The sequence below is a fragment of the Streptomyces sp. NPDC101776 genome (assembly GCF_044766845.1).
GTDB lineage: Bacteria > Actinomycetota > Actinomycetes > Streptomycetales > Streptomycetaceae > Streptomyces.
Genome location: NZ_JBIWMV010000012.1, coordinates 146,853 through 172,734, shown reverse-complemented (window position 1 = coordinate 172,734; position 25,882 = coordinate 146,853). Strand labels below are relative to the sequence as shown.

The following is a 25,882-nucleotide window of genomic DNA, read 5'->3' as shown; positions in this document are numbered from 1 at the left end:
CGACCGCCCACTGAGACAGGTGGGATCGGACCGTCCTGAGCGGTGCCTCGCAGTCAGTGGTCCACCGTAGGATGGACGTATGGCCAAGACCAGTACGACGACCCAGGGGCTGCGTGCGGCGATCGAGCGCAGCGGCTACTACCCGGCCCTTGTGGCCGAGGCGGTGGAGGCCGCCGTCGGCGGCGAGCCCATGCGGTCGTTCCTGGTCCACCAGGAGACCACGTTCGACCAGAACGAGGTGCGCCGGCACGTGACGGTGCTGGTCCTCACGGGCAACCGCTTCATCGTCAGCCACACCGACGAGCAGTCCGCCGACACCACCTCCCCGACGCCGTACGCCACGACGTCCACGGAGTCCGTGAAGCTCGGCCGGATCTCGTCCGTGGTGCTCAGCCGCGTGGTCGCCAACCCGGAGTTGTACGTGCCGGGCACCCTGCCCCGCGAGGTCGTGCTGACCATCGGCTGGGGCGCCGTCGCCCGCATCGACCTGGAGCCGGCCGCCTGCGGTGACCCCAACTGCGAGGCCGACCACGGCTACACGGGCAACTCGACGGCGGACGACCTGAGCCTGCGCGTCAGCGAGGCCGGGGACGGCCCGGAGACGGTCCAGCAGACCCTCGCCTTCGCACAGGCGCTCTCCGAGGCGACCGCGGACGTCACGCGCTGATGTCCCAGCACGCCACCTGGGACCACCCCGAACCCCTCGCCGTAGAGTCCGCGCCCGTTCCCGAGTACGGCTCCGGCTCCCTCGCCGATCTGCTGCCCACGCTGGCCGCGGGCATGGGCGTACCCGGCACGACCGCGGCGATCCCGGAACTGACCGCGGCCGACCGCAATTGCGTCTTCCTGATCGACGGCCTCGGCTGGGAGCAGATCAAGGACCACGCCGACGAGGCGCCCTATCTGCACGCCCTCCTGGGCAGCTCGCGCGGCGGCACGGGACGTCCGCTCACCGCCGGCTACCCGGCGACCACCGCGACCTCGCTCGCCTCCGTCGGCACCGGCCTGCCGCCCGGCGCGCACGGCCTGCCCGGCTACACCGTGCGCAACCCGGCCACCGGCGCGCTGATGAACCAGCTGCGCTGGCAGCCGTGGACCGAGCCGAAGTCCTGGCAGCCGTACCCCACGATCTTCCAACTGGCCCAGGACGCGGGCGTGCACGCCGCCCAGGTGTCGTCCCCCACCTTCCAGAACACCCCGCTGACGAAGGTCGCGCTCAGTGGGGGAACGTTCCACGGGCGGCTGACCGGCGAGGAGCGCATGGACCTCGCGGCCGAGCAACTGGCCGCCGGGGACCGCTCCTTGGTCTACACGTACTACGCCGAACTGGACGGCGCGGGCCACCGCCACGGCGTCGCCTCCGACACCTGGCGCGGCCAACTCATGTACGTCGACCGGCTCGTCCAGCGCCTCGCCGAGCAACTGCCGCCGCGCAGCGCGCTGTACGTCACCGCCGACCACGGCATGATCGACGTGCCCTTCGACGAGGACCACCGCATCGACTTCGACGCGGACTGGGAGCTGCGCGCGGGGGTCGCCCTGCTCGGCGGCGAGGGCCGCGCCCGGCATGTCTACGCGGTGCGGGGTGCCGAGAGCGACGTGCTGACCTGCTGGCGCGAGGTGCTCGGCGAGCAGTTCTGGGTCGCCTCGCGGGACGAGGCGATCGCGGCGGGCTGGTTCGGACCGAAGATCGACGAGCGGGTGTACGACCGCCTCGGCGACGTGATCGCCGCCGCCCGGGACGACGTCCTGATCATCGCGTCCGAGCGGGAGCCGAAGGAGTCGGCGATGGTCGGCAACCACGGTTCGATGACCCCTGCCGAGCAGCTCGTCCCCCTGCTCGAAGTACGCTCCTGAAGCCCCACCGTCCTCCTCTCCGCCGAAAGGTGCTCAACTCCCCATGCCCGAGCTGGTGTTCTTCTCCGGAACGATGGACTGCGGGAAGTCGACCCTGGCGCTCCAGATCGAGCACAACCGCTCGGCGCGCGGCCTGGCGGGGATGATCTTCACGCGGGACGACCGCGCGGGCGAGGGAAAGCTTTCTTCCCGGCTCGGTCTGGTCACCGACGCGGTGGAGGTCGAGGACGAGCAGGATCTGTACGGCTACGTCGTCGACCACCTCTCCCAGGGCGGCCGCGCGGACTACGTCATCGCCGACGAGGCACAGTTCCTGACGCCGGTGCAGATCGACCAACTCGCGCGCGTGGTCGACGACCTGGGCCTCGATGTCTACGCCTTCGGCATCACGACCGACTTCCGCTCCAAGCTCTTCCCCGGCTCCCAGCGCCTGGTCGAACTCGCCGACCGCGTCGAGGTCCTCCAGGTCGAGGCCCTGTGCTGGTGCGGCGCCCGTGCCACTCACAACGCCCGCACGATAGGCGGCGAGATGGTCGTCGAGGGCGCCCAGGTCGTCGTGGGCGACGTCAACCAGGCGGAGGCGGTCGGCTACGAGGTCCTGTGCCGCCGTCACCACCGCCGCCGCATGACGTCGGCCACGGCCCGCGCGGCGGCCCTGTCACCGGACGTCCTGCCGATGACGTCGGCCTAGCTCTCCGTAGGATCGTTCAACGACAATCGTTCAACGATACGGAGAGCCGCGGCGCCCGCCTCACATCGGAAGCGACCCGCCCCGCCCCGCCCCGGAAGCGACTCGCCTCACACCGCTATCGCCCCGAAGAGCTAGCGCGGCCCCTGGATCACCGAGAACATCGCGCCCTCCGGGTCGGCGACCGTCGCCACGCGCCCGTGCGGGCTGTCGTGCGGTGGCCTGAGGATGTGGCCGCCGAGGTCCGTGACGCGGGTCAGGGCCTCGTCCGTGTCGGCCACCTCGAAGTACGTCATCCAGTGCGGGCCCCGGTCGCGGGGCAGGGCCGTGCCGACGCCGTGGATGCCGGCGACCGGGTGGCCGTCCAGGTGCAGGGTGACGTAGTCGAGGTCGGCGGACTCCACCGGCACCTCCTCGTAGCCGAACACCGCCTCGTAGAACTTGGCGACGCTCGCGGTCTCCGAGGTCAGCAGTTCGTTCCAGGCGGGTGTCCCGGGGACCCCGGTGATGATCGTGCCGAGGTGCGCCGAGGCCTGCCAGATGCCGAACACCGCCCCGGACGGGTCGGAACCGATCGCCAGGCGGCCGGCCTCGGCCGCGTCCAGGGGCCCCACTCCGACCGTGCCGCCGCACATCCGTACCGTCTCGGCCGTCTGGTCCACGTCGTCCGAGGCGAGATACGGCGTCCAGGCGATGGGCAGATGCCGGTCCGGCGGCAGCTGGCCGATGCCCGCCACCTCCTGCCCGTCGAGCAGGGCCCGCGCGTAGGGGCCGAGCTGCTGGGGACCGGGTTGGAATTCCCAACCGAACAGCTCTCCGTAGAACTCCTGGGTCGTGGCCATCCCGTGCACCATCAGACTCACCCAGCAGGGTGAGCCCTGCGTACGCCGAGTGTGCGTGTCGCCGTTCAGGCCGGCCGACCCCCGTGCCTCGGTCATCGTCACCTTCTCCTCGGCCCCTCGCGGTGGCCGTGTCGCTTCCGCTCTGCGGATCCGCGCGCCGCAGCCGCGTGCACGCCCCGTGCCGATGCTCGCACCCCCCGTGACGCACCGCGCCCCGGCCGCGCCGTCGTCGGGCGGCTCACGTGGAGAGGATGGTCGATCTGCGGCCACTCGTCCGTTTCCGGGCGATTGCCGAGGGGTGTCCATCGGTTGCACAGCATGTGCTCGTTCCCGTACGCCTCGTGATCGAGGCTGTCCGGCCGAGCAGAGTAGTCGCACCTGGACGCGGCGGCCACCCCTTGCGCAAGGATGGTGGCCATGAACGCCATCATCTCCGTATCCGAACTGGCGAGCGAACTCGCCGGGACGAACCCGCCGGTCCTGCTCGACGTCCGCTGGCAGCTCAGCGTCCCGAAGGCCGCAGGTGAGCCGTCCTTCGACGGCCGCGCCGAGTACGCGGCCGGGCACATCCCGGGCGCCGTCTACGTAGACCTCGATCAGGAACTCGCCTCGGCCCCCGGCACCAACGGCCGCCACCCCCTCCCCGACACCGAGCGCTTCGGCGCCGCGATGCGCCGCGCGGGCGTCTCGACCGGCCGGCCGGTGGTTGTGTACGACGGCGGCCAGGGCTGGGCGGCGGCACGCGCGTGGTGGCTGTTGCGCTGGACGGGTCACCCGGACGTGCGGGTGCTCGACGGCGGCCTTCCCTCCTGGGAGGGGTCTCCGGAGACGGCCGCAGCGACGCCGGCCGAGGGCGACTTCACGCCGGAACCGGGCGCCGTGGCCCTCCTGGACGCGGACGGAGCCGCCGCGCTGGCCCGCGGCGGGGTCTTGCTCGACGCCCGCGCGGGACAGCGTTACCGGGGCGAGGTGGAGCCGATCGACCGGGTCGGCGGCCACATCCCGGGGGCGCTGTCCGCGCCGACCAACGAGAACGTGGGCGCGGACGGCCGCTTCCTCCCGGCCGAGGAACTCGCCGCCCGCTTCAAGTCCCTGGGCGCCGCGGAGGGCACGGCCGTCGGCGTGTACTGCGGCTCGGGCGTCTCGGGGGCCCACGAGGTACTGGCGCTCGCGGTGGCCGGCATTCCGGCCGGGCTGTACGTCGGCTCCTGGTCGGAGTGGTCCTCGGACCCGGAGCGACCGGTCGCCGTCGGCCCCGACCCGCAGTAGCGGCCGTACGACGAGGAGGGCCCGCGACCGAAACCGGCCCGGGCCCTCCTCGTCGTACGACGAACTTCTTGTGAAGGACTAGTCCTGCTTCTTCCTTCGGGTCCCGAACACGATCTCGTCCCAGCTCGGAACGGCCGCTCTACGGCCCGGACGGACGCCGTCCGCCTCGGCCTGGCGGTCGGTCGAGCCGATGAGCCGGTCGCGGTGGGCGCCGACCGAACGGGGCATGAGCACGTCCGCGTAGGCCGAACCGGCCGAGGCCGCGGGTGCCGGGGGCTCCTCCGCCTCCGGTTCGACGGCAGGCTCCTCCGGGGGCTCCGAGGGGCGCTCGGGGACCACCATGTCGCCGCGGAAGCTCGGCACCGCCTCCAGGAGGCTGGTCAGCGAGTCGCGCTCGCTCTCCTCGACCGGCTCGGGCGACGGCAGCGCGGGACGCTCCGGGCGCTCCAGGGCACGGTCCAGCGGGCGGTCGCGGGGCAGCCGGGCGATCCGCGGGACGAACGGGAAGCTGGGCTCGGGTGTGATGGCGAGGTCGTCGGACTCGCCGATCAGCGAGCGCGCCTCGTCGTCGACGGCCTGGACGAGCCGCCGGGGCGGGTCGTACGTCCAGCTCGCCGAGTGCGGTTCGCCCGCGACCCGGTAGACCAGCAGGACCTCCCAGGTGCCGTCGTCGCGGCGCCAGGAGTCCCACTGGACGGTGTCCTTCTCGGCACCGCGCAGCGTCAGGCGCTCCTGGACGGCCTCGCCGAGCTGGGGTCCCGCGTTCTCACCGGGGCGGCGGACAGGGGTCTTCCGGGCCCGCTCGGCCATGAAGGCGCGCTCCGCGAGGACAGGGCCCTCGAAGCGGCGCACCCGGTCGACGGGGATGCCGGCGAGCGAAGCGACCTCTTCGGCAGAGGCGCCGGCACGTATGCGTGCCTGAATGTCTCGGGGGCGGAGATGGCTCTCCACCTCGATCTCGATCTGGCCGAGGCGGGGACGGTCGCCGCGGACCGCGGCGCGCAGACGCTCATCAATCGGAAGCGTGTACTCCGTGCTGTCCGCAGCCTTCAGCACCAGCCGTGTGCCGTCGTTAGAGACGGCCACGACACGCAGTTCGGGCATGGGGACCTCCCGGGTGGTGCCTGCCGACGTCACGTGCGTCGCTGCTTCCGCTAGTCGAGTGTGGCCTGCCCGGGTGCAGCCTGCCACAACCTTGCCGAGTTGCCCGGCGTGTCGGGCACGGGCCCGGACTCGCCGTTATGGCACGGTTACCTATTCGCAACGCTAAGTGACCAACTACGTCACCCTGTGCAACTGGCCCCTTCGGGGCGGTCCAATAAGGCCGCGGACGCCCTGGCGGGAGGCCTGACCCAGGGCTCGCAACAGTACTCCATTTGGACCACGCGCGTGGATTGGCACGCCGCCCAACTTCTTGTGGGGGGCGGGACTTGGCGGCCTGGAGCGGGGCTCGGGCGATCTTGAAAGTGGCGTACTTCACGCAATGGCCGGAAACGGAACTATCGGTTTCGGCCGTACGTCCCTTTGTCGTACAGATAGTTGATCAGATGCGAGAAAGCGAGGCTAGGTCCCGGAATGCGTGCAAGGCCCGATGTCAGCAAGAAGCGGATCGAACTGAGCGTCCCTCAAGTCGCCGGCAGTGCGGTGGCGGCGGTGGTGGCCGCCAAACTCGCCTCCTACTTCGGGGTCTACGGCACGATCCTCGGCGCCGGCGTCGTGAGCGCGATCGCCACCTCCGGAGGCTCCGTCTTCCAGCACTTCTTCAGCCGGACCGGCGCTCAGCTCCGGGAGGCCACCGTCACGTCCAAGGAGCCGGGGCAACCACCCGCGCGCCCGGGGGAGTTCACGGAAGGCACCGTCTACCGCGCGCGGGTGGGCAGTTGGAAGCGCCCGGTGCTCGCCGCGGCCCTCGTCTTCGGGGTGACCATGACCGGGATCACCGTGTACGAGCTGGTGTCCGGCGACAGCTTCAGCGGCGGCAAGGGGACCACGGTCAGCGCCGCCGTCACGGGACACGACACGTCCTCGTCCCCGAAGTCCGGTGACGACGGCCCGAGTCCGGCCGATTCGCCGTCCGGCTCCCCGAACGACTCGTCGGCCGACCCGGAGACCCCGTCCGGCCCGACCGACGACGGCACAGCCTCCGACAGCGGCGGTACGACGGCCGGTCCCGCGCCGACGCCCAGCACTTCGGGCGACGGCGGTACGCCGACCGCTTCGCCCAGCGCGTCGGCTACTGACCCAGCACCCTCCGCAAGTAGTCGTTCTGGAACCGGCGATCAGGATCCAGCCGATCCCGCAGCGCCGTGAACTCGCCGAAGCGCGGGTAGACCCCGGCGAAGTACTCGGCGTCCCGGGTGTGCACCTTGCCCCAGTGCGGCCGGCCCTCGTGCGCGGTGAGGATGCGCTCGGCGGCGGTGAAGTACGCCTGATAGGGCGTGCCCTTGAACATGTGCACGGCGATGTAGGCGCTGTCGCGCCCGGAGGCCGTGGAGAGCGTGATGTCGTCGGCGGGGGCGGTGCGCACCTCTACGGGGAAGCTGATCCTCAGGTCCGAGCGGTCGACCATGGCCCTCAGCTCGCGCAGGGTCTCGACGACGGCCTCGCGCGGTACGGCGTACTCCATCTCCACGAAGCGCACCCGCCGCGGAGAGGTGAAGACCTTGTACGGGATGTCGGTATAGGTCCGCGCGGACAGTGCCTTGCTGGAGACCTGCGCGATCGTGGGCACCGTCCCCGGCACCGCGCGGCCGACCCACTGGGCCACCTGGAACACGCCGTTGGAGAGGAACTCGTCCTCGAACCAGCCGGCGACCGGCCTCACGGGCTGTTCCGGGCCGGCGCTGCGGTTGTTGCGCTTGGTGTTGGTGCTGCCGGTGTGCGGGAACCAGTAGAACTCGAAGTGCTCGTTCTCCGCCCAGAGTTCGTCGAAGCGTCCGGTGACCTCGTCGAAGGTCATCGGCTCCTCGCGGGCCGTGAGCAGGAAGACGGGCTCCACGGCGAACGTGATCGCCGTGACGACACCCAGGGCGCCGAGGCCTATCCGGGCGGCCGCGAACACATCCGGGTTCTCCTTCTCGGAGCAGGTGAGCACCGAGCCGTCCGCCGTGACCAGCTCAAGGCCCCTGATCTGGGCGGCTATCGACGCCGACTCGCGGCCGGTGCCGTGCGTTCCGGTGCTGATCGCGCCGGAGACCGTCTGCTCCATGATGTCGCCCATGTTCGTGAGCGACAGACCCTCGCGCGCGAGAGCCAGGTTGAGTCTCTTGAGCGGGGTGCCCGCCTCGACCGTGACCGTCAAGGCATCGCGATCAATGTTGCGGATGCCGGTCAACAGCTGAGGGCGGATCAACACACCGTCCGTGGCGGCGATCGACGTGAAGGAGTGCCCGGAGCCGACGGCCTTCACCGTCAGCCCGTCCTCACCGGCCCTCCGCACTGCCGCGGCCAGTTCCTCGACGGAGGCGGGCGTGACCTCCCGCGCGGGACGGGACGCGACCGTGCCGCCCCAGTTACGCCACGTGCCGTTCTTCGCGCTCGCTGTGGTGCTCAACGGTGCCTCCACGACCCGGCGCCGGTCTGCTGAGCCGGCGGTACCCGAGGAAACCCACCGCGACCGCGACGGCACCGGCGACGACCGGCACCCCGTACCCGGCACGCGCGCCGACCGCGTCGATCACCCAGCCGGCGACGGAGGAGCCGAGCGCGACCCCGACCGCCAGGCCGGTGCTCACCCAGGTCATGCCCTCGGTGAGCTTCGCGCGAGGTACGTGCTCTTCTATGAGGGACATCGTCGTGATCATCGTGGGTGCGATGGACAGGCCCGCAAGGAACAGCGCCACGGCCAGAAGCAGCAAGTTTCCGACCAGTAGGAGGGGGATCATACTCACGGCCATCGCGCATATGCCCAGCAGCCACCGACGTTCCGGGGCTCCACGGAAGCGCAGCAGCCCGAACACGACGCCCGCCGCGCAGGAGCCCGCCGCGTACAGGGCGAGCACCACGCTGGCGCCGCCCTTGTGGCCCTGCTCGTCGGCGAACGCGACGGTGACGACATCGACCGCCCCGAAGATCGCCCCGGTCGCCACGAAGGTGGCCACCAACACCTGGAGACCGGCAGCCCGCAGCGCCGAGCCGCCGCCGTCGACGCCCCGCACGCGCGGGTGCGGCGCGGGCTCGGTGGCGCGCTGGGCGGTCAGCCAGAAGACACCGACCGCCAGGAAGCAGGCGGCCAGCAGAGGACCGGCCTCCGGGAACCACGCCGTGGACAGCCCGATGGAGAGGATCGGCCCGAAGATGAAGCACACCTCGTCGATCACGGACTCCAGGGAGTACGCGGTGTGCAGGTGCGGGGTGCCCCGGTACACGGCCGCCCAGCGCGCGCGGACCATCGCCCCCAGGCTCGGCACCGAGCCGATCCCGGCGGCGCACACGAACAGCGCCCAGTCCGGCCACTCGAAGCGGGCGGCCAGCAGCAGCCCGGCCGCCGCGGCCAGCGCGACGAACGTCGCCGGACGCAGCACCCGCCGCTGCCCGTACTGGTCCACCCAGCGCGAGATCCGCGGCCCGATCGCGGCGGCGGCCAGCGCGATGGTGGCCGACAGTGCGCCCGCGAGCCCGTAGCGCCCGTTGATCTGGGAGATCATCGTGACCACGCCGATGCCCATCATCGACAGCGGCATACGGCCGAGGAACCCCGCGGCGGAGAAGCCCTTGGAGCCGGGTGCGGCGAACAGGGCGCGATAGGGGCTGGGCACGGGTGTCTCCGGTCGTACAGGCGCGGTGGCGGCTCGGCGGTGATGGGGCGACGGCTGGGTAAGGTGCGAATGCGGCTGATACAGCTTACGAGTGAGGTGACCTCGACGCACCCGTCCGGGGCCCCGGGATCCCGGTCCGGCCCCCTCCGTGTCCCGCCTGTCAGTGCCGGGTGGCAGGATCGAACACATGCCAGACGTGCTCGATGCCACCCCCTACGACGCCCTGCTCCTGCTCTCGTTCGGCGGACCCGAGGGCCCGGACGACGTGGTTCCGTTCCTGGAGAACGTGACGTGTGGGCGAGGCATCCCCAAGGAACGCCTCAAGGAAGTGGGGCAGCACTACTTCCTGTTCGGCGGGGTCAGTCCGATCAACGACCAGAACCGTGCCCTCCTGGACGCCCTCCGCAAGGACTTCGCGGAGCACGGCCTGGACCTGCCGGTCTACTGGGGCAACCGCAACTGGGCCCCTTACCTCACGGACACCCTGCGCGAGATGGTCGCCGACGGCCACCGCCGCATCCTGGTCCTCGCCACCAGCGCCTACGCCTCGTACTCGGGCTGCCGCCAGTACCGCGAGAACCTCGCGGACTCCCTGGCCGCCCTCCAGGCCGAAGGCCTCGACCTCCCCGAGGTCGACAAGTTGCGCCACTACTTCAACCACCCCGGCTTCCTGGAGCCGATGATCGACGGTGTCGTCGCGTCCCTCGCCGACCTCCCCGAGGACGTCCGGGACGGCGCGCACCTCGCCTTCTCGACCCACTCCATCCCGACCGCCGCCGCGGACAGCTCCGGCCCGGCCGAGGACCACGGAGACGGCGGGGCGTACGTCGAGGAGCACCTGGACGTGGCCCGGCTGATCGCCGACGCCGTCCGCGAGCGCACCGGCGTCGACCACCCCTGGCAGCTCGTCTACCAGTCCCGCTCCGGCGCCCCGCACATCCCGTGGCTGGAGCCCGACATCTGCGACCACCTGGAGGAGCGCCACGCGGCCGGCGTCCCCGCGGTCGTCATGGCACCCATCGGCTTCGTCTCCGACCACATGGAGGTCCTCTACGACCTCGACACGGAGGCCAAGGCCAGGGCCGGGGAACTGGGCCTGCCCGTACGCAGGTCGGCCACCGTGGGCGACGATCCGCGCTTCGCCGCCGCGGTCCGCGAGCTGGTCCTGGAGCGCGCCGCCGTCGAGAGCGGGCGCCAGGTCACACCCTGCGCCCTGGGCACCCTCGGCGCCGGCCACAACCTCTGCCCGGTGGGCTGCTGCCCGGCCCGTGCCCCGCGTCCCGCCGCCGCGGGCGCCGACAGTCCCTACGCCTGAGGAGCGCCGTGACCGACCCCCTGCACCAGGAACTGCTCGCACTCGCCCAGGAGGCCGCCCACAAGGCCGGCGCCCTGCTGCGGGACGGCCGCCCGGCCGACCTCGCGGTCGCCGCCACGAAGTCCAGCCCCATCGACGTCGTCACCGAGATGGACATCGCGGCCGAGAAGCTGATCACCGACCTGATCTCCGAACAGCGCCCGGACGACGGCTTCCTGGGCGAGGAGGGCGCCTCCGTCACGGGCACCAGCGGTGTCCGCTGGGTCATCGACCCGCTCGACGGCACGGTCAACTACCTCTACGGACTGCCCACTTGGTCCGTCTCCATCGCGGCCGAGCTGTACGGCGAGACCGTCGCCGGGGTCGTCGCGGTCCCGATGCGCGGCGAGACGTTCCACGCGGTGCCCGGCGGCGGGGCGTGGGCCACGGGCGCGTGGGAGGGCGAACGCAGGCTCGCGTGCCGGCCCGCGCCGCCCCTGGAGCAGGCGCTGGTCTCGACCGGGTTCAACTACGTCACCGAGGTCCGTGCCCATCAGGCCGACGTGGCGCAGAAGTTGATCCCGCTGCTGCGGGACATCCGGCGGGGCGGCTCGGCGGCGGTCGACCTGTGCGATGTGGCCGCGGGGCGCCTGGACGGCTTCTACGAGCGGGGGTTGAACCCGTGGGACCTGGCTGCGGGGGACCTGATCGCCCGTGAGGCGGGCGCGTTGACCGGTGGACGGCCGGGAGAGCGCCCCGCACGTGATCTGGCGATCGCGGGCACCCCTGGCGTCTTCGAGCCCCTCCAGCGGCTGTTGGAGGATTTCGGCGCCTGGCACGACTGACCCTCACCAAACCAACCGCGCACATCCTCACCAACGGTCAGGGCCCGCCAAACTGGCCCAGGTGCCCCCGAGGCGAAGAACCAAAAGCAGCAGGACCCCGGCGCTGGATTCGCCGGGGTCCTGCTGTCCTGCTGGCTGCACTGATCAGACGCTCGTCGCGCCGACCTCCACACCGTGGTCGGCGGCCAGGCGGCGCAGGTCGTCGAGCTCGGCCTGTTCCACCTCGACGAGGAAGTCGTCGCCCTCGTCACGAGCCCGCGTCAGGTCGGTCTCGGTCGCCCTTATGCGCTGCAGAAGTCCTGCGGTGAATGCGTCCATGCTGCGCCCCCTCGTCCTGGGTCGTGGGTCGGGTGGCACGGGGGTGTGCCGTGGGAAGGGGCGATCACGTCTGCGGATGGGGTGCCCAGCGCTGCCCTGGCTGGGCGGCGACGGTGCCGGACACCCACGCCCGCTCTGCGGAAGCGGTTGGACGTACCACAAGGTGGCTTGCCACGTGCAGAGCGTGATCGCGGGGTGTAAAGCCGTCCTCCCCCCGCTCCCTTCCGTAGAAACCTCAACCCACCGAGAAAATCCCGCATTCCCGGGCCTCATACCCGACCTTCATCTTGCGCCCGGCCGCCTTACAGCCGACTTATGGCCGAAAAGGGCAGGATGGAGGTCACACAGCCACGAAGACCCTGCCCGCGTGCGCCCAGGCGCGCTACGCGGGTGGACAGAGGAAGGACAAGCGACGTGCGCGTACTCGTCGTCGAGGACGAGCAACTGCTCGCCGATGCGGTGGCCACCGGACTGCGCCGGGAGGCCATGGCCGTCGACGTCGTGTACGACGGTGCGGCCGCCCTGGAGCGCATCGGCGTCAACGACTACGACGTGGTCGTTCTCGACCGCGACCTGCCGCTCGTGCACGGGGACGACGTCTGCCGCAAGATCGTCGAGCTCGGCATGCCCACGCGCGTGCTGATGCTCACCGCGTCCGGCGACGTCAGCGACCGTGTCGAGGGCCTGGAGATCGGCGCCGACGACTATCTGCCCAAGCCCTTCGCGTTCAGCGAGCTGACGGCCCGCGTGCGTGCCCTCGGCCGACGGACGAGCGTGCCGCTGCCGCCCGTCCTGGAGCGCGCCGGCATCAAGCTGGACCCGAACCGCCGCGAGGTGTTCCGCGACGGCAAGGAAGTCCAGCTCGCGCCCAAGGAGTTCGCCGTCCTGGAGGTGCTGCTGCGCAGCGAGGGCGCCGTCGTCTCCGCGGAGCAGCTCCTGGAGAAGGCCTGGGACGAGAACACGGACCCGTTCACCAACGTCGTGCGTGTGACGGTCATGACACTGCGCCGCAAGCTCGGCGAGCCCCCGGTCATCGTCACCGTCCCCGGTTCCGGATACCGGATCTGATCCACTGTGGCCACGACCCCCGCGCCTCCCCAGGCGCCCCCGAAGCCCACGTGGGACCCCAGAAGGCCCGAACCGCCGTTCCCCTGGCTGCGCCCCACCATCCGCATAAGGCTCACGCTGCTGTACGGCGGCATGTTCCTGATCGCCGGCATCCTGCTGCTGTCGATCATCTACCTGCTCGCCGCGCAGGCGCTGAACACGGGCAACGAACCGCTGTTCAAGATCGTCGACGGCGACTCGATCAAGGTGACCAGCGACAGCTGCTCCGCGGTGAACAACGCGAGCAACATCCCGCTGGGCCAGTTCAACGCCGCGATCAGCGAGTGCATCGACCACCAGCGGCAGGCGGCCCTGGACAACCTCCTCAGCCGCTCGCTGCTGGCCCTGCTGGGGCTGGCGATCATCGCCTTCGCCTTCGGGTACGCGATGGCCGGCCGGGTGCTGTCCCCGCTCGGCCGGATCACCCGCACCGCCCGCGCGGTGGCCGGCTCGGACCTGTCCCGCCGGATCGAGCTGGACGGCCCGGACGACGAGCTGAAGGAACTCGCGGACACCTTCGACGAGATGCTGGAGCGGCTGCAGCGAGCCTTCACCGCACAGCAGCGCTTCGTCGGGAACGCGTCGCACGAGCTGAGGACACCTCTCGCGATCAACCGCACGCTCCTGGAAGTGCATCTGTCCGACCCGGGCGCCCCCATGGAGCTGCAGCAGCTCGGCAAGACGCTGCTGGCCACCAACGAGCGCAGCGAGCAGCTCGTGGAGGGTCTGCTGCTGCTCGCCCGCAGTGACAACCAGATCGTCGAGCGCAAGCCCGTGGACCTCGCCGAGGTCGCCGAGCAGGCCGTCGACCAGGTGCACGGCGAGGCGGCCGCCAAGGGCGTGGTGATCCGCGGCGAGCAGAAACCCGCGGTCGTCCAGGGCAACGGCGTCCTGCTGGAGCGGATCGCCCTGAACCTGGTGCAGAACGCGGTGCGCTACAACGTGCCCGAGGACGGCTGGGTCGAGGTCACCACCGAGGTCCAGCACGGCCACGCGGTGCTGGTCGTCTCGAACACGGGTCCGGTGGTCCCGGCGTACGAGATCGACAACCTCTTCGAGCCCTTCAGACGGCTGCGTACGGAGCGGACGGGCAGCGACAAGGGGGTGGGCCTGGGGCTGTCGATCGCGCGGTCCGTGGCGCGGGCGCACGGTGGCCATATCTCGGCCCAGCCACGTGAGGGGGGTGGACTCGTGATGCGAGTCACCCTGCCCATCTGAGATCATGTCGCCGACACACGAGGATGTTCGCTTTGCGCGGAATTTTCTGGCCGCTTCTCCGGCATTCTTGTGTGTGATCGATCACAAGCGCGATTTTCGGGCCTTCCACTCTCCGTGATCATGCACCCTGTCGGAAAGCCGGGAAAATCCGGGTTTTCGAGGGTCTTGATCACGGGAAGTACACGATGAGGTGCCTTTGAAGAGCGGCATTCGGACCGTGTACGGTCCCCTTCGCCATCCAAGCCGATCACTCTTGAGGGGTCCGGTTGGGTGTCGATTGAGTAACAGACCTTGATGTGAGGCAAAATCTCCGCCTCAGGTCGGGCACAAGTCCGGCCTCTCACGCGTTACGTGCGCTGGAGACACCGCAGACACCCAGAGGGGGAGAGCGACATGGCAACGGATTACGACACCCCACGCAAGACCGACGACGACGTCGACTCGGACAGCCTTGAAGAGCTCAAGGCGCGTAGGAACGACAAGTCGACTTCCGCAGTGGACGTCGACGAATTCGAGGCGGCCGAGGGCCTCGAACTGCCCGGAGCGGACCTCTCGAACGAAGAGCTGGCCGTCCGGGTGCTGCCCAAGCAGCAGGACGAGTTCACTTGCATGAGCTGCTTCCTGGTGCACCACCGCAGCCAGCTGGCCCGCGAGAAGAACGGCCAGCCGATCTGCCGCGACTGCGACTGAGGAGGGGTCGGCCGTGACTGGCTCGACCCCACCCTGGAAGCGCCGCTCCCTCCAGCGGGGAGCGGACGAAGGGCCGACAGACGGTCCTCATGGCGCGCGTGACGACGAGCGGGGCTCATCCGAACCGGGATCAGCCTCGCTCGAACCGGCGGCCGACCGGGCTGACCTCCTGGTGCCCGCCGACGTTCCCGCAGCCGCCCCCGTCGCCAAACGACGGGTGGCGGTGATCCGGGACAAGGCCAAGGAAGGCGTCCGTAAGGGCGGCAGCCGGGCCAGGGCCGGTCTGGCGTACCTCGCCGACCGGATCATCGACATCGCCCCGCGGATCCCCGTACGGGACCTCGAGGCGCTTCGGCGGCAGTTCCCGGGCCTCGCCCCCGAGCAGCTCGCCGACAAACTCGTGGCGGGCGCGGCGAACGCGACATCGACGGTCGGTGCCGGAATCGGTGCCGCGGCGATGCTGCCTGTGCCGCCCGCGATGCCCACCGAACTGGCCGCCGAGATCACCGGCGTCGCCGCGATCGAGCTGAAGCTGATCGCCGAGCTGTACGAGGTCTACGGCGTCCGTCCGCCCGGCGACCTCCGGCAGCGCAGCACCACGTATCTGAACTCCTGGTCCGGGGAGCGCGGTATCGACGTGACCAAGCCGTCGACCATGAGCGCCGCGCTGAACGGCCATATGAAGCGCGAACTGCGCCAGCAGATCATGAAACGCATGGTCCGCGACCTGCCGAACCTGATGCCCTTCATGGTCGGCGCCGCCGTCGGAGCGGTCATGAACCGCCGGGACACCAAGAAACTCGCCGAGCGCATCCGCAAGGACCTGCGCAAGGCCCAGGTCCCGTGGGACGCGCTGCCCGAACTGCCGCCCCTGGAGGCGCCGCCGGACCCGCTCCGGATGGGTGAGATCCCGAAGGAACTCGGTCGCTGAAAAGGGTCTAGACGGCTGCCGCGCGGGCGGTCTTCAGGGCCTCCGCCAGCCGCTCCGGCTCACGGGTCGACAGATACAGGTACGGCGTCGGGTCGTCCGGGTCGGTGACCTCGACGCGCAGCGCCCGCGGGATGTACGAGCGCAGCAGCAGGAAGGCGCGGGTGTCGGCCTTGTAGGTGCGCCAGGCGCGGGCCTCCTCCGGGTCCAGGACCTCCGCCTCGCCCAGGGCCGTCACCGGGATCTTCGCCTCGCCCGCGATCAGCTGGTCGCCCACGATCCGGATGCGGAGCGAGCCGTAGGAACTGGCCATGACGGATGCCGCCGCGGTGCCGCCGACCAGGCCGCCGAGCAGCGGCAGGGTGCCGAAGGGCAGCAGGATCAGGGCGAAGGAGACGCCCACCAGGAACGAGATGAACCACCACGAACGGGGGGCGGTGAGGCGCTCGTCGTAGGGGGAGGCGGAAAGCTGCATGGAGCCAAGCTTGGCACGGTGTCGGGAACGTACCGACGCGCGGGTAAGGTCTGCGGCTGTGAGTGGTACTTCTCCAGCTCTTGAGCCTCCGCCCGACGCCGTGAAACCGGTGCGGCACCCTGACGCGCCCGCGCCGGGCGAGCTGCTCGGTGCGCACTACGAACAGTGTTTCGGGTGTGGCGGCGACCAGCCGCACGGGCTGCACCTGGAGGCGCGGGCAGGCGAGGGCGTCACCGTCACCGCCGAGTTCACCGTGCGGGCCGCCCACCAGGGCGCCCCGGGCCTCGCGCACGGCGGAGTGCTGGCCAGCGCGCTGGACGAGACCCTCGGCTCGCTGAACTGGCTGCTGCGGACGATCGCGGTGACCGGCCGGCTGGAGACCGACTTCGTCCGGCCGGTGCCCGTGGACACCGTGCTGTACCTGGAGGCCGAGGTGACGGCCGTGGCCGGCCGGAAGATCTACTCGACCGCCACCGGACGCGTCGGCGCTCCCGACGGGCCCGTCGCCGTGCGCGCCGACGCCCTCTTCGTCGAGGTGAAGGTCGACCACTTCATCGACAACGGCCGCCCGCAGGAGATCCGGGCCGCCATGGACGACCCGGACCAGGTCCGGCGTACCCGTGCCTTCGAGGTGAACCCGTGAGCAGTGGCCGTAGTCCCCTGGACGTACTGATCCGGCGCGTCGACCCCGACGTACCGCTTCCGTCGTACGAGCACCCCGGTGACGCGGGAGCCGATCTGCGGACCACCGAGAGCCGGGAACTGAAGCCGGGGGAGCGGGCCGTGCTGCCCACGGGGGTGTCTATCGCGCTCCCGGAGGGGTACGCAGCTTTCGTGCACCCTCGTTCGGGGCTCGCCGCCCGCTGCGGTGTCGCTCTGGTGAATGCCCCAGGGACGGTTGATGCCGGGTACCGTGGGGAGATCAAGGTGATCGTGGTGAATCTCGACCCGTACGAGTCGGTACGGTTCGAGCGCTTCGACCGGATCGCCCAACTGGTCGTCCAGCAGGTCGAGAGGGTCCGCTTCCAGGAGGTGGCGGAGCTTCCCGGTTCGGCGCGGGCCGAGGGGGGCTTCGGGTCCACCGGCGGTCACGCCGCCGTGGGCGGCACTACGGGTGGGAATCGATACGCTTCGGTCGTATCCGACCGGGAAGGACAGTGACGTGTTCGGACGTCGCAAGAAGGGCACTGCCGCCGAGGACGCGGCGAGCGAGGCCGAGCAGGTCGTCGACGACGTCGACACTGGGGCGGACGAAGCAGCGGTCGAGCGCGTGAAGCTCGAACCGGAGCCCCGCCCCGACGGACCCTGGGACGACTCGGAGATCGGCGACCCCGCCGAGGGCCGGGTGGACCTGGGCGGTCTGTTCGTGCCGGGAGTCGACGGCATGGAGCTGCGGGTCGAGGTCGCGGGTGACGCGATCGTCGCCGCCACCGTGGTCCTCAAGGACAGTGCCATCCAGTTGCAGGCCTTCGCCGCTCCCAAGCGCGAGGGCATCTGGGGTGAGGTCCGCGAGGAGATCGCCAGCGGCATCACCCAGCAGGGCGGCATCGTTGACGAGGTCGAGGGGCCGTTGGGCTGGGAGCTGCGCGCGCAGGTTCCGGTGCAGTTGCCGGACGGCACGGGCGGTTTCCAGGTGGTGCGGTTCGTCGGTGTGGACGGTTCGCGCTGGTTCCTGCGCGGGGTGATCTCCGGGCAGGGCGCGGTGCAGCCGCAGGCGGCCGGTCTGCTGGAGCAGATCTTCCGGGACACGGTCGTCGTGCGCGGCGAGGGCCCGATGGCGCCCCGTGACCCGATCGTCCTGAAGCTGCCGAACGACGCCCAGATGGTTCCCGAGGGCGTCCAGCAGGAGGAGGCGGGTTCCCGCTTCTCCGGTGGCATGGGCCAGTTGCAGCGCGGACCGGAGATCACCGAGGTCCGTTAGCGGGTCAGCAGGAACAGACAGACACGAAAGGGTCGTACCCCTCCCGGGGTGCGGCCCTTCGTCGTGCGCGGACTCTTGACGGCGCATTGGTCTGTACCTATGGTCTCGGCTCAACGCCCAGGTTCATCAGGGTGCTCTTTGTTCACATACAAGAACGGAGTCACCGTGCGCCGCGCTGCCCTGCTCTCCGTCGTCACCGCGCTGGTCCTGGGCTTCTTCGCCCAGCCAGGCGCCACCGTCACCGCCCAGGCGGCCCCCGTCACCTTCGTCCATCCCGGAGTCGACGTCTCCAGGGGCCAACTGGACTTCGCCCGCACCGAGGTCCTCGCCGGCGCCCAGCCCTGGAAGGGCGCCTACGACCAGATGATGGCCAGCTCCTACGCCAGTCTGAGCCGGACCCCGAAGCCCAGAGCCGTCGTCGAGTGCGGCTCGTACTCCAACCCCAACTACGGCTGCACCGACGAGCGCGAGGACGCGATAGCGGCCTACACCGACGCGCTCGCCTGGTACATCACCAAGGACGCGCGCTACGCCCAGAAGGCCATCGAGATCATGGACGCCTGGTCGGCCACGATCACCAGCCACACCAACAGCAACGCGCCCCTCCAGACCGGCTGGGCCGGCTCCTCCTGGCCCAAGGCCGCCGAGATCATCAAGTACACGTACACCGGGACGTGGACCAACTCGGCCCGCTTCGCGACCATGCTGCGCAACGTCTACCTGCCCGAGATCATCAACGGCTCCAATTCCAACGGGAACTGGGAGCTGGCGATGATGGACGCGGCGGTCGGCATCTCCGTCTTCCTGGAGGACAGGACGTCGTACGACAAGGCCATGGCGCTCTTCCAGACGCGGACGGCCGCGTACATCTACCTGGCCTCGGACGGTTCCGTACCGAAGACCGTGCCGAGTCAGAACCTCAACACCACGGCGAAGATCGTCAGTTACTGGCAGGGCCAGTCGACCTTCGTCACCGGGCTCACCCAGGAGACGTGCCGCGACTTCACGCACACCGGGTACGGCCTCTCCTCGATCTCGCACGTCGCCGAGACCAGCCGGATCCAGGGCACCGACCTCTACGGCACCGACGTGGGCGAGCGGCTGCGGCAGGCGCTCGGGTTCCAGGCCAAGTACCAGCTCGGGACGGCCGTGCCGAGCTGGCTGTGCGGCGGATCGCTGACCCTCGGGCTCGGGCCGGTCACCGAGGTCGGCTACAACGCCCTGCACAACCGGCTGGGCATCGCCATGACCAACACCCAGACGCTCACCCTCAACAACCGCCCGGCGGGCAGCAACAACCTCTTCGTCGCCTGGGAGACCCTCACGCACGGGGACAACCCCAACTGAACACCGCCGCGTCTCTGATGCCCGCACGGCACCGTGCGGGCATCAGGGTTGTGTCAAAGGCGTCCCGGACCAGGCCCTCCGCCCCATTTGTCGGACTTATTGGCCGTAAAGTCGACGCTGCGTGCACAGCGGTGACGGGAAGACAATGGGGCCATGGGACGCGGCAAGCTTCGGATCTACCTCGGTGCGGCACCGGGCGTCGGCAAGACATACGCGATGCTGTCCGAGGCCCACCGCAGGGTGGAGCGGGGCACCGACTGTGTGGTCGCCTTCGTGGAGCACCACGGCAGGGCCCGCACCGAGGTGATGCTGCACGGCCTGGAGCAGGTCCCGCGCGTGGAGCTGGCCTACCGGGGGACCGTCTTCACCGAGATGGACGTCGACGCGGTGCTGCGCCGGGCCCCCGCCGTCGCCCTGGTGGACGAACTCGCCCACACCAACATCCCCGGCTCCCGCAACACCAAGCGCTGGCAGGACGTCGAGGAGCTGCTCGCGGCCGGCATCGACGTGGTGTCGACCGTCAACATCCAGCATCTGGAGTCCCTGGGCGACGTCGTCGAGTCGATCACCGGGGTCCGCCAGCAGGAGACCGTGCCGGACGAGGTCGTCCGCCGGGCCGACCAGATCGAACTCGTCGACATGTCGCCACAGGCGCTACGGCGGCGGATGGCGCACGGCAACATCTACAAGCCCGACAAGGTCGACGCGGCCCTCTCGAACTACTTCCGCCCCGGAAACCTCACCGCCCTGCGGGAGTTGGCGCTGCTGTGGGTGGCCGACCGGGTCGACGAGTACCTCCAGGAGTACCGCAGCGAACACCACGTCTCGGCGATCTGGGGCTCCCGCGAGCGGATCGTCGTAGGGCTGACCGGCGGGCCCGAAGGGCGGACGCTGATCCGGCGGGCCGCTCGGCTCGCCGAGAAGGGGGCCGGCGGTGAGGTGCTGGCCGTCTACATCTCCCGCAGTGACGGCCTGACCTCGGCCTCACCGAAGGAACTCGCCCTCCAGCGCACGCTCGCCGAGGACCTGGGCGGCACCTTCCACCACGTCGTCGGCGACGACATCCCGGCCGCGCTGCTCGACTTCGCGCGCGGGGTGAACGCCACGCAGATCGTCCTCGGCTCCTCGCGGCGCAAGACCTGGCAGTACGTCTTCGGGCCGGGTGTCGGAGCCACGGTCGCCCGCGAGTCCGGGCCCGACCTGGACGTCCACATCGTCACCCACGAGGAGGTCGCCAAGGGCCGCGGACTGCCCGTGTCCCGGGGCGCGCGGCTCGGCCGGGCCCGGATCGTCTCGGGGTGGGTGGTCGGTGTCGTCGGGCCGGTGGGCCTCGCGCTCCTGCTGAACGCGATCCATCTCGGCCTCGCCAACGACATGCTGCTGTTCCTGTCCCTGACGGTGGCGGCGGCGCTGCTCGGCGGGCTGCTGCCGGCGCTGGTCTCGGCGGCCGTCGGATCGTTCCTGCTGAACTACTACTACACCCCACCGCTGCACCGGCTGACCATCGCCGACCCGAAGAACATCGTCGCCATCGCGATCTTCGTCGGGGTCGCCGTGTCCGTGGCCTCCGTGGTGGACCTCGCCGCGCGACGCACCCAGCAGGCCGCCAGACTGCGCGCCGAGTCCGAGATCCTGTCCTTCCTCGCGGGCAGCGTGCTGCGCGGCGAGACGAGCCTGGAGGCGCTCCTGGAGCGGGTCCGGGAGACCTTCGGCATGGAGTCCGTGGCGCTGCTGGAGCGCAAGAGCGACGTGGACCCCTGGACCTGCGCGGGCCGGGTGGGCGTCGGGGTGCCGCTGGAGCGGCCCGAGGACGGCGATGTGGACATGCCGGTCGGCGACCACATGGCCCTCGCGCTGACCGGCCGGGTGCTGCCCGCCTCCGACCGCCGGGTGCTGGCCGCCTTCGCGGCCCAGGCCGCCGTCGTACTCGATCGCAGGCGTCTGCGGGAGGAGGCCGACCAGGCCCGTGCGCTCGCCGAGGGCAACCGCATCCGTACGGCCCTCCTGGCGGCCGTGAGCCACGATCTGCGGACTCCGCTGGCCGGCATCAAGGCGGCCGTCTCCTCCCTGCGCTCCGACGACGTGGCGTGGTCCGAGGAGGACCAGGCCGAGCTGCTGGAGGGCATCGAGGCCGGAGCCGACCGGCTCGACCACCTCGTGGGCAACCTGCTCGACATGTCCCGCCTCCAGACCGGCACGGTCACCCCGATCATCCGCGAGATAGACCTCGACGAGGTCGTGCCGATGGCGCTCGGCGGGGTCCCCGAGGGCAGCGCCGAACTCGACATCCCGGAGACGCTGCCCATGGTGGCCGTCGACCCCGGGCTGCTGGAGCGGGCGGTGGCCAACCTGGTCGAGAACGCGGTCAAGTACAGCCCGCCCGGCGAAACCGTCCTGGTGTCCGCCAGCGCCATCGCCGACCGCGTCGAGGTCCGGGTGGTCGATCGCGGCCCCGGAGTCCCCGACGAGGCCAAGGACCGCATATTCGAGCCCTTCCAGCGCTACGGCGACGCCCCGCGCGGCGCCGGAGTGGGACTCGGCCTCGCCGTGGCGCGCGGCTTCACCGAGGCGATGAACGGCACCCTGAACGCCGAGGACACGCCCGGCGGAGGTCTCACCATGGTCCTCACCCTCCGCGCGGCGAAAGGCGTCGTAGAGGACGGGTATGACGTGCGTGACGTGAAAGACGTGCAACCGGAAAGGCAGGCCTCATGACCAGGGTCCTCGTGGTCGAGGATGAGCCGCAGATCGTGCGGGCCCTCGTGATCAACCTCAAGGCGCGGAAGTACGAGGTCGACGCGGCAGCCGACGGCAAGACCGCTCTCGACCTCGCCGCCTCCCGCCACCCCGACGTGGTCGTCCTCGACCTGGGGCTGCCCGACATGGACGGCGTCGAGGTGATCCGGGGGCTGCGCGGCTGGACCCGGGTGCCGATCCTCGTGCTGTCCGCCCGGCACTCCTCCGACGAGAAGGTCGAGGCACTGGACGCGGGCGCCGACGACTACGTCACCAAGCCCTTCGGCATGGACGAGCTGCTGGCCCGGCTGCGGGCCGCCGTGCGCCGGGCCGAGCCCACCGGGGGCGGCGAGGACGACGTCCTGGTCGAGACCGAGGAGTTCACCGTCGACCTGGCCGCCAAGAAGGTCCAGCGGGACGGGCGGGACGTACGGCTGACCCCCACGGAGTGGCATCTGCTGGAGGTGCTGGTGCGCAACACCGGGCGGCTGGTCAGCCGGAAGCAGCTCCTCCAGGAGGTGTGGGGGCCGTCGTACGGGACCGAGACGAACTACCTCCGCGTGTACATGGCGCAGCTCCGGCGCAAGCTGGAGACGGACCCCGCGCATCCCAGGCACTTCATCACGGAGCCGGGCATGGGCTACCGGTTCGAACGCTAGGGCCGTGGGTACGTCGCTGTCGGTGGACCCCGGTACGCTTCAGATATGAGCGCTGTTCCTCGTTCCGAAAAGCCGGCGGGCCGGTTCCGGCGCATGCTCGACCGGCTCTCCACCTCGCAGGAGGACCTGGAGTCGGAAGAGCTGCGTGAGGACGCCGAGACCGAGGGCTGCGTGCGGATCGGCGACTGCCACGACCGACAGATCGTGACGGTTACTGGTACCTTGCGCACGGTCACGCTGCGCCCCCGGGCGGGTGTCCCGGCCCTGGAGGCCGAGCTGTTCGACGGCTCCGCCGCCCTGGACGTGGTGTGGCTCGGCAGGCGCTCCATCGTGGGGATAGAACCGGGGCGCAAGCTGATCGCCTCCGGCCGGATCTCGATGAGCAGAGGCCGCCGGGTGCTCTTCAACCCGAAATACGAACTGAGACCCCTCGGACGGGAGTAGCCGGTGACGTCGCTCGACAAGCCGACCGCGGACACCGTGGACGCCGAAGACAGCGAGCAGGATGTCCGGGCGGTGACCGAGGCGGCCCTCTTCGAGGCGTTCGGCGGGCTGCGCGGCATGATCGAAACGGTCCTGCCCGGCCTCCTCTTCGTCAGCATCTTCACCATCAACAAGAACCTGCACTGGTCGGCGATCGCCGCCCTGGCCGTGTCGCTGGTCCTGGTCGTGGTGCGCCTGGTGACCCGCGACACCGTCAAGCACGCCTTCAGCGGTGTCTTCGGCGTCGCCTTCGGTGTCGTCTTCGCGATGATGACGGGCAACGCCAAGGACTTCTATCTCCCCGGCATGCTCTACACGTTGGGCCTCGCGCTGGCCTACATCATCACGGCCCTCGCGGGCGTCCCGCTGATCGGCCTGATCCTCGGCCCGGTCTTCAAGGAGAACCTCTCCTGGCGGAAGCGCAACCCCGGCCGCAAGCTGGCGTACACCAAGGCCAGTTGGGCCTGGGGCCTGATCCTGCTCGCCAAGTGCGCGATCCTCTTCCCGCTCTACTGGTGGGCCAACACCGCCCAACTGGGCTGGGTCCTGGTCGCGTTGAAGATCCCGCCCTTCCTCCTCGCCGTCTGGCTGACCTGGGTCTTCCTCGCGAAGGCGCCCGCGCCGATCGACGTGTTCGCGGAGATGGAGGCGGAGGAACAGGCCGAGAAGGACCGCAAGGCCGCCGCCGAGACTTCCGGCGAGGACCAGGACGCCACGTCGGGACGGCACCGTCGCGACGCGTAGCTTTCGCTGCTTTCACCACGACGAAGAGGGCACCCTGAATTCACAGGGCGCCCTCTTCGTCGTAGAACCGCTCTAGCTCGCCGCGTCCTCCCGGCGTACCGACAGCAAGTCCTCCAACTGCTCCTCGCGTGCCTGCGCCGCCACGAACAACAGCTCGTCGCCGGCCTCCAGGGAGTCCTCGCGGGACGGGGTCAGGACGCGGGTGCCGCGGATGATCGCGACCAGGGTCGTGTCCTCGGGCCACTCCACGTCGCCGACCTGGGTGCCCGCGAGGGCGGACTCCTCGGGGAGGGTCAGCTCCACGAGGTTGGCGTCGCCGTGGCTGAAGCGCAGCAGGCGGACCAGGTCGCCGACCGACACCGCCTCCTCGACCAGGGCCGACATCAGGCGGGGGGTGGAGACGGCCACGTCGACGCCCCAGGACTCGTTGAAGAGCCATTCGTTCTTGGGGTTGTTGACGCGGGCGACGACGCGCGGGACGCCGTACTCCGTCTTCGCCAGGAGGGAGACGACGAGGTTGACCTTGTCGTCGCCCGTCGCGGCGATCACCACGTTGCAGCGCTGGAGCGCCGCCTCGTCCAGGGACGTGATCTCGCAGGCGTCGGCCAGCAGCCACTCCGCCTGGGGGACCCGCTCGACCGAGATCGCGGTCGGGGCCTTGTCGATGAGAAGGATCTCGTGACCGTTCTCCAGCAGCTCACCGGCGATCGAACGACCGACCGCGCCGGCTCCGGCAATGGCGACCCTCATCAGTGACCGCCCTCCTCTTCGGGACCCTTGGCGAACGCCGCCTCGACCTTGTCGACCTCGTCCGTACGCATCATCACGTGCACGAGGTCGCCCTCCTGCAACACGGTCTGCGAAGAGGGCAGCATCGCCTCGCCGAGCCGGGTGAGGAACGCCACGCGGACGCCCGTCTCCTCCTGCAGCTTGCTGATCCTCTGCCCGACCCAGGCGGCCGAGGCGTGCACCTCGGCGAGCTGGACCCCGCCGGTGGGGTCCCGCCACAGCGGCTCCGCGCCCGAGGGCAGCAGCCGGCGCAGCATCTGGTCGGCGGTCCAGCGGACCGTGGCCACGGTGGGGATGCCCAGGCGCTGGTACACCTCGGCACGGCGGGGGTCGTAGATACGGGCCGCGACGTTCTCCACGCCGAACATCTCGCGGGCCACCCGCGCGGAGATGATGTTCGAGTTGTCACCGCTGGAGACGGCCGCGAACGCGCCCGCCTCCTCGATGCCCGCTTCGCGCAAGGTGTCCTGGTCGAAGCCGACCCCGGTGACCCGGCGGCCGCCGAATCCCGGGCCCAGCCGACGGAAGGCGGTGGGGTCCTGGTCGATCACGGCGACCGTGTGCCCCTGTTGCTCCAGGGTCTGGGCGAGAGCGGAACCCACTCTGCCGCAGCCCATGATGACGATGTGCACGACCGTCCTTCCGGTGTCCTGAAATCAATGCTCAGCCCCATCAGGGTCTCAGACCGAGGCCAAAGTACACACGTCCGGTCCTTGTGGGGCACCCCTGTGCGTCAGCGGCGGCCGATGCTGCGCACGCTGGCCAGGGTCAGGATTCCGAGGCCGACGAGGGCGGCCAGGGCGCCGATCAGCTCTGCGGTCGAGGGCATGGAACCTCCAGGAGGCGGCGGGAGCGGGGTTTTGTCATATAGAAAAGGAGTCGGCGCTCTCGACGGAATCCGCAACTCCGCTCGTC

Annotated in this window: 27 protein-coding genes; 19 read left to right on the top strand and 8 right to left on the bottom strand. The window is 70.4% G+C overall.

The window, feature by feature from the left end; translation table 11 throughout:
* Nucleotides 1-79 precede the first annotated feature (79 nt).
* From ACIRRY_RS31840 to ACIRRY_RS31830, 3 genes are read left to right on the top strand one after another with little or no spacing between them, the layout of a single operon-like run.
* On the top strand, nt 80-667 hold the full coding sequence (locus ACIRRY_RS31840) for a DUF5998 family protein (RefSeq protein WP_403979386.1): 588 nt from the start codon (nt 80-82) through the stop codon (nt 665-667).
* Nucleotides 667-1,857, top strand: a complete 1,191-nt coding sequence (locus tag ACIRRY_RS31835) for an alkaline phosphatase family protein (protein ID WP_403979383.1) — start codon at nt 667-669, stop codon at nt 1,855-1,857. Before ACIRRY_RS31840 ends, ACIRRY_RS31835 begins: the two co-directional genes overlap by 1 nt.
* A 43-nt stretch (nt 1,858-1,900) precedes the next feature.
* Nucleotides 1,901-2,548, top strand: coding sequence for a thymidine kinase (locus tag ACIRRY_RS31830; protein WP_403979380.1), 648 nt, complete (start codon nt 1,901-1,903; stop codon nt 2,546-2,548).
* 131 nt (nt 2,549-2,679) lie between these two features.
* Here the strand turns inward: ACIRRY_RS31830 and ACIRRY_RS31825 are convergent, their stop codons facing one another.
* Nucleotides 2,680-3,483 (bottom strand): VOC family protein, encoded by an 804-nt coding sequence (locus ACIRRY_RS31825; protein WP_403979377.1) that lies wholly within the window; start codon nt 3,481-3,483, stop codon nt 2,680-2,682.
* A gap of 321 nt (nt 3,484-3,804) precedes the next feature.
* On the opposite strand from ACIRRY_RS31825, the gene ACIRRY_RS31820 reads away from it, so the two are divergent.
* A complete protein-coding gene (locus tag ACIRRY_RS31820) occupies nt 3,805-4,656 on the top strand; it encodes a sulfurtransferase (RefSeq protein ID WP_403979375.1) in 852 nt (283 codons plus the stop codon).
* Between the two features lie 78 nt (nt 4,657-4,734).
* Here ACIRRY_RS31820 and sepH read toward each other — a convergent pair whose 3' ends face one another.
* Nucleotides 4,735-5,760 carry a septation protein SepH gene (gene sepH / locus ACIRRY_RS31815; RefSeq protein ID WP_403979372.1) on the bottom strand — a complete coding sequence of 342 codons (1,026 nt, stop codon included), beginning with the start codon at nt 5,758-5,760 and terminating at the stop codon, nt 4,735-4,737.
* A gap of 471 nt (nt 5,761-6,231) precedes the next feature.
* Between sepH and ACIRRY_RS31810 the strand changes: the two genes are divergently transcribed.
* The gene (locus ACIRRY_RS31810) at nt 6,232-6,966 is read left to right on the top strand and encodes a hypothetical protein (protein ID WP_403979369.1); all 735 of its coding nucleotides are present in this window, start codon (nt 6,232-6,234) and stop codon (nt 6,964-6,966) included.
* On the opposite strand, the gene ACIRRY_RS31805 is transcribed toward ACIRRY_RS31810, so the two are convergent.
* Together ACIRRY_RS31805 and ACIRRY_RS31800 are read right to left on the bottom strand one after the other, a co-directional pair.
* Complete coding sequence (locus tag ACIRRY_RS31805; RefSeq protein WP_403979366.1) at nt 6,890-8,209, bottom strand: D-arabinono-1,4-lactone oxidase; 1,320 nt, start codon at nt 8,207-8,209, stop codon at nt 6,890-6,892. The genes ACIRRY_RS31810 and ACIRRY_RS31805 overlap by 77 nt on opposite strands.
* Nucleotides 8,169-9,413 (bottom strand): MFS transporter, encoded by a 1,245-nt coding sequence (locus ACIRRY_RS31800; protein WP_403979364.1) that lies wholly within the window; start codon nt 9,411-9,413, stop codon nt 8,169-8,171. The genes ACIRRY_RS31805 and ACIRRY_RS31800 overlap by 41 nt, the downstream gene beginning before the upstream one ends.
* Nucleotides 9,414-9,600: 187 nt before the next feature.
* On the opposite strand from ACIRRY_RS31800, the gene ACIRRY_RS31795 reads away from it, so the two are divergent.
* On the top strand, nt 9,601-10,728 hold the full coding sequence (locus tag ACIRRY_RS31795) for a ferrochelatase (RefSeq protein WP_403979363.1): 1,128 nt from the start codon (nt 9,601-9,603) through the stop codon (nt 10,726-10,728).
* Between the two features lie 8 nt (nt 10,729-10,736).
* Nucleotides 10,737-11,552: an inositol monophosphatase family protein gene (locus ACIRRY_RS31790; RefSeq protein ID WP_403979361.1), complete on the top strand. Its 816-nt coding sequence runs from the start codon at nt 10,737-10,739 to the stop codon at nt 11,550-11,552.
* Between the two features lie 144 nt (nt 11,553-11,696).
* On the opposite strand, the gene ACIRRY_RS31785 is transcribed toward ACIRRY_RS31790, so the two are convergent.
* Nucleotides 11,697-11,870, bottom strand: a complete 174-nt coding sequence (locus ACIRRY_RS31785) for a hypothetical protein (protein WP_019061061.1) — start codon at nt 11,868-11,870, stop codon at nt 11,697-11,699.
* Nucleotides 11,871-12,284: 414 nt separating this feature from the next.
* On the opposite strand from ACIRRY_RS31785, the gene ACIRRY_RS31780 reads away from it, so the two are divergent.
* From ACIRRY_RS31780 to ACIRRY_RS31765, 4 genes are all read left to right on the top strand, one after another.
* Nucleotides 12,285-12,938, top strand: coding sequence for a response regulator transcription factor (locus ACIRRY_RS31780; protein WP_010983842.1), 654 nt, complete (start codon nt 12,285-12,287; stop codon nt 12,936-12,938).
* A gap of 6 nt (nt 12,939-12,944) precedes the next feature.
* Nucleotides 12,945-14,195 (top strand): sensor histidine kinase, encoded by a 1,251-nt coding sequence (locus ACIRRY_RS31775; RefSeq protein WP_403979359.1) that lies wholly within the window; start codon nt 12,945-12,947, stop codon nt 14,193-14,195.
* Between the two features lie 393 nt (nt 14,196-14,588).
* Nucleotides 14,589-14,885: a DUF4193 domain-containing protein gene (locus ACIRRY_RS31770; RefSeq protein WP_005481602.1), complete on the top strand. Its 297-nt coding sequence runs from the start codon at nt 14,589-14,591 to the stop codon at nt 14,883-14,885.
* 13 nt (nt 14,886-14,898) lie between these two features.
* Entirely contained in the window at nt 14,899-15,816 is a 918-nt protein-coding gene (locus ACIRRY_RS31765) for a hypothetical protein (RefSeq protein ID WP_403979357.1), read from the top strand.
* Between the two features lie 7 nt (nt 15,817-15,823).
* On the opposite strand, the gene ACIRRY_RS31760 is transcribed toward ACIRRY_RS31765, so the two are convergent.
* Nucleotides 15,824-16,288, bottom strand: coding sequence for a DUF3093 domain-containing protein (locus tag ACIRRY_RS31760; protein ID WP_403979354.1), 465 nt, complete (start codon nt 16,286-16,288; stop codon nt 15,824-15,826).
* 58 nt (nt 16,289-16,346) lie between these two features.
* Between ACIRRY_RS31760 and ACIRRY_RS31755 the strand changes: the two genes are divergently transcribed.
* The 8 genes from ACIRRY_RS31755 (at nt 16,347) to ACIRRY_RS31720 (ending at nt 24,178) form a co-directional block, all read left to right on the top strand.
* On the top strand, nt 16,347-16,931 hold the full coding sequence (locus ACIRRY_RS31755) for a PaaI family thioesterase (protein ID WP_403979351.1): 585 nt from the start codon (nt 16,347-16,349) through the stop codon (nt 16,929-16,931).
* Nucleotides 16,928-17,449 carry a dUTP diphosphatase gene (gene dut / locus ACIRRY_RS31750; RefSeq protein ID WP_403979349.1) on the top strand — a complete coding sequence of 174 codons (522 nt, stop codon included), beginning with the start codon at nt 16,928-16,930 and terminating at the stop codon, nt 17,447-17,449. Before ACIRRY_RS31755 ends, dut begins: the two co-directional genes overlap by 4 nt.
* 1 nt (nt 17,450) lies before the next feature.
* A complete protein-coding gene (locus ACIRRY_RS31745) occupies nt 17,451-18,209 on the top strand; it encodes a DUF3710 domain-containing protein (RefSeq protein ID WP_329259203.1) in 759 nt (252 codons plus the stop codon).
* A 165-nt stretch (nt 18,210-18,374) separates the two neighbouring features.
* Nucleotides 18,375-19,556 carry an alginate lyase family protein gene (locus ACIRRY_RS31740; RefSeq protein ID WP_403979346.1) on the top strand — a complete coding sequence of 394 codons (1,182 nt, stop codon included), beginning with the start codon at nt 18,375-18,377 and terminating at the stop codon, nt 19,554-19,556.
* 153 nt (nt 19,557-19,709) lie between these two features.
* Nucleotides 19,710-22,271, top strand: a complete 2,562-nt coding sequence (locus ACIRRY_RS31735) for an ATP-binding protein (protein ID WP_403979344.1) — start codon at nt 19,710-19,712, stop codon at nt 22,269-22,271.
* Nucleotides 22,268-22,951 (top strand): response regulator, encoded by a 684-nt coding sequence (locus ACIRRY_RS31730; protein WP_403979342.1) that lies wholly within the window; start codon nt 22,268-22,270, stop codon nt 22,949-22,951. The genes ACIRRY_RS31735 and ACIRRY_RS31730 overlap by 4 nt, the downstream gene beginning before the upstream one ends.
* Before the next feature lie 45 nt (nt 22,952-22,996).
* The gene (locus tag ACIRRY_RS31725; protein ID WP_200678990.1) at nt 22,997-23,395 is read left to right on the top strand and encodes an OB-fold nucleic acid binding domain-containing protein; all 399 of its coding nucleotides are present in this window, start codon (nt 22,997-22,999) and stop codon (nt 23,393-23,395) included.
* Nucleotides 23,396-23,398: 3 nt separating this feature from the next.
* Complete coding sequence (locus tag ACIRRY_RS31720) at nt 23,399-24,178, top strand: DUF3159 domain-containing protein (protein WP_403979340.1); 780 nt, start codon at nt 23,399-23,401, stop codon at nt 24,176-24,178.
* Nucleotides 24,179-24,250: 72 nt separating this feature from the next.
* Here the strand turns inward: ACIRRY_RS31720 and ACIRRY_RS31715 are convergent, their stop codons facing one another.
* Nucleotides 24,251-24,928, bottom strand: coding sequence for a TrkA family potassium uptake protein (locus ACIRRY_RS31715; protein ID WP_328677743.1), 678 nt, complete (start codon nt 24,926-24,928; stop codon nt 24,251-24,253).
* A complete protein-coding gene (locus ACIRRY_RS31710; RefSeq protein ID WP_033283949.1) occupies nt 24,928-25,599 on the bottom strand; it encodes a TrkA family potassium uptake protein in 672 nt (223 codons plus the stop codon). Before ACIRRY_RS31710 ends, ACIRRY_RS31715 begins: the two co-directional genes overlap by 1 nt.
* Nucleotides 25,600-25,882: the final 283 nt, after the last annotated feature.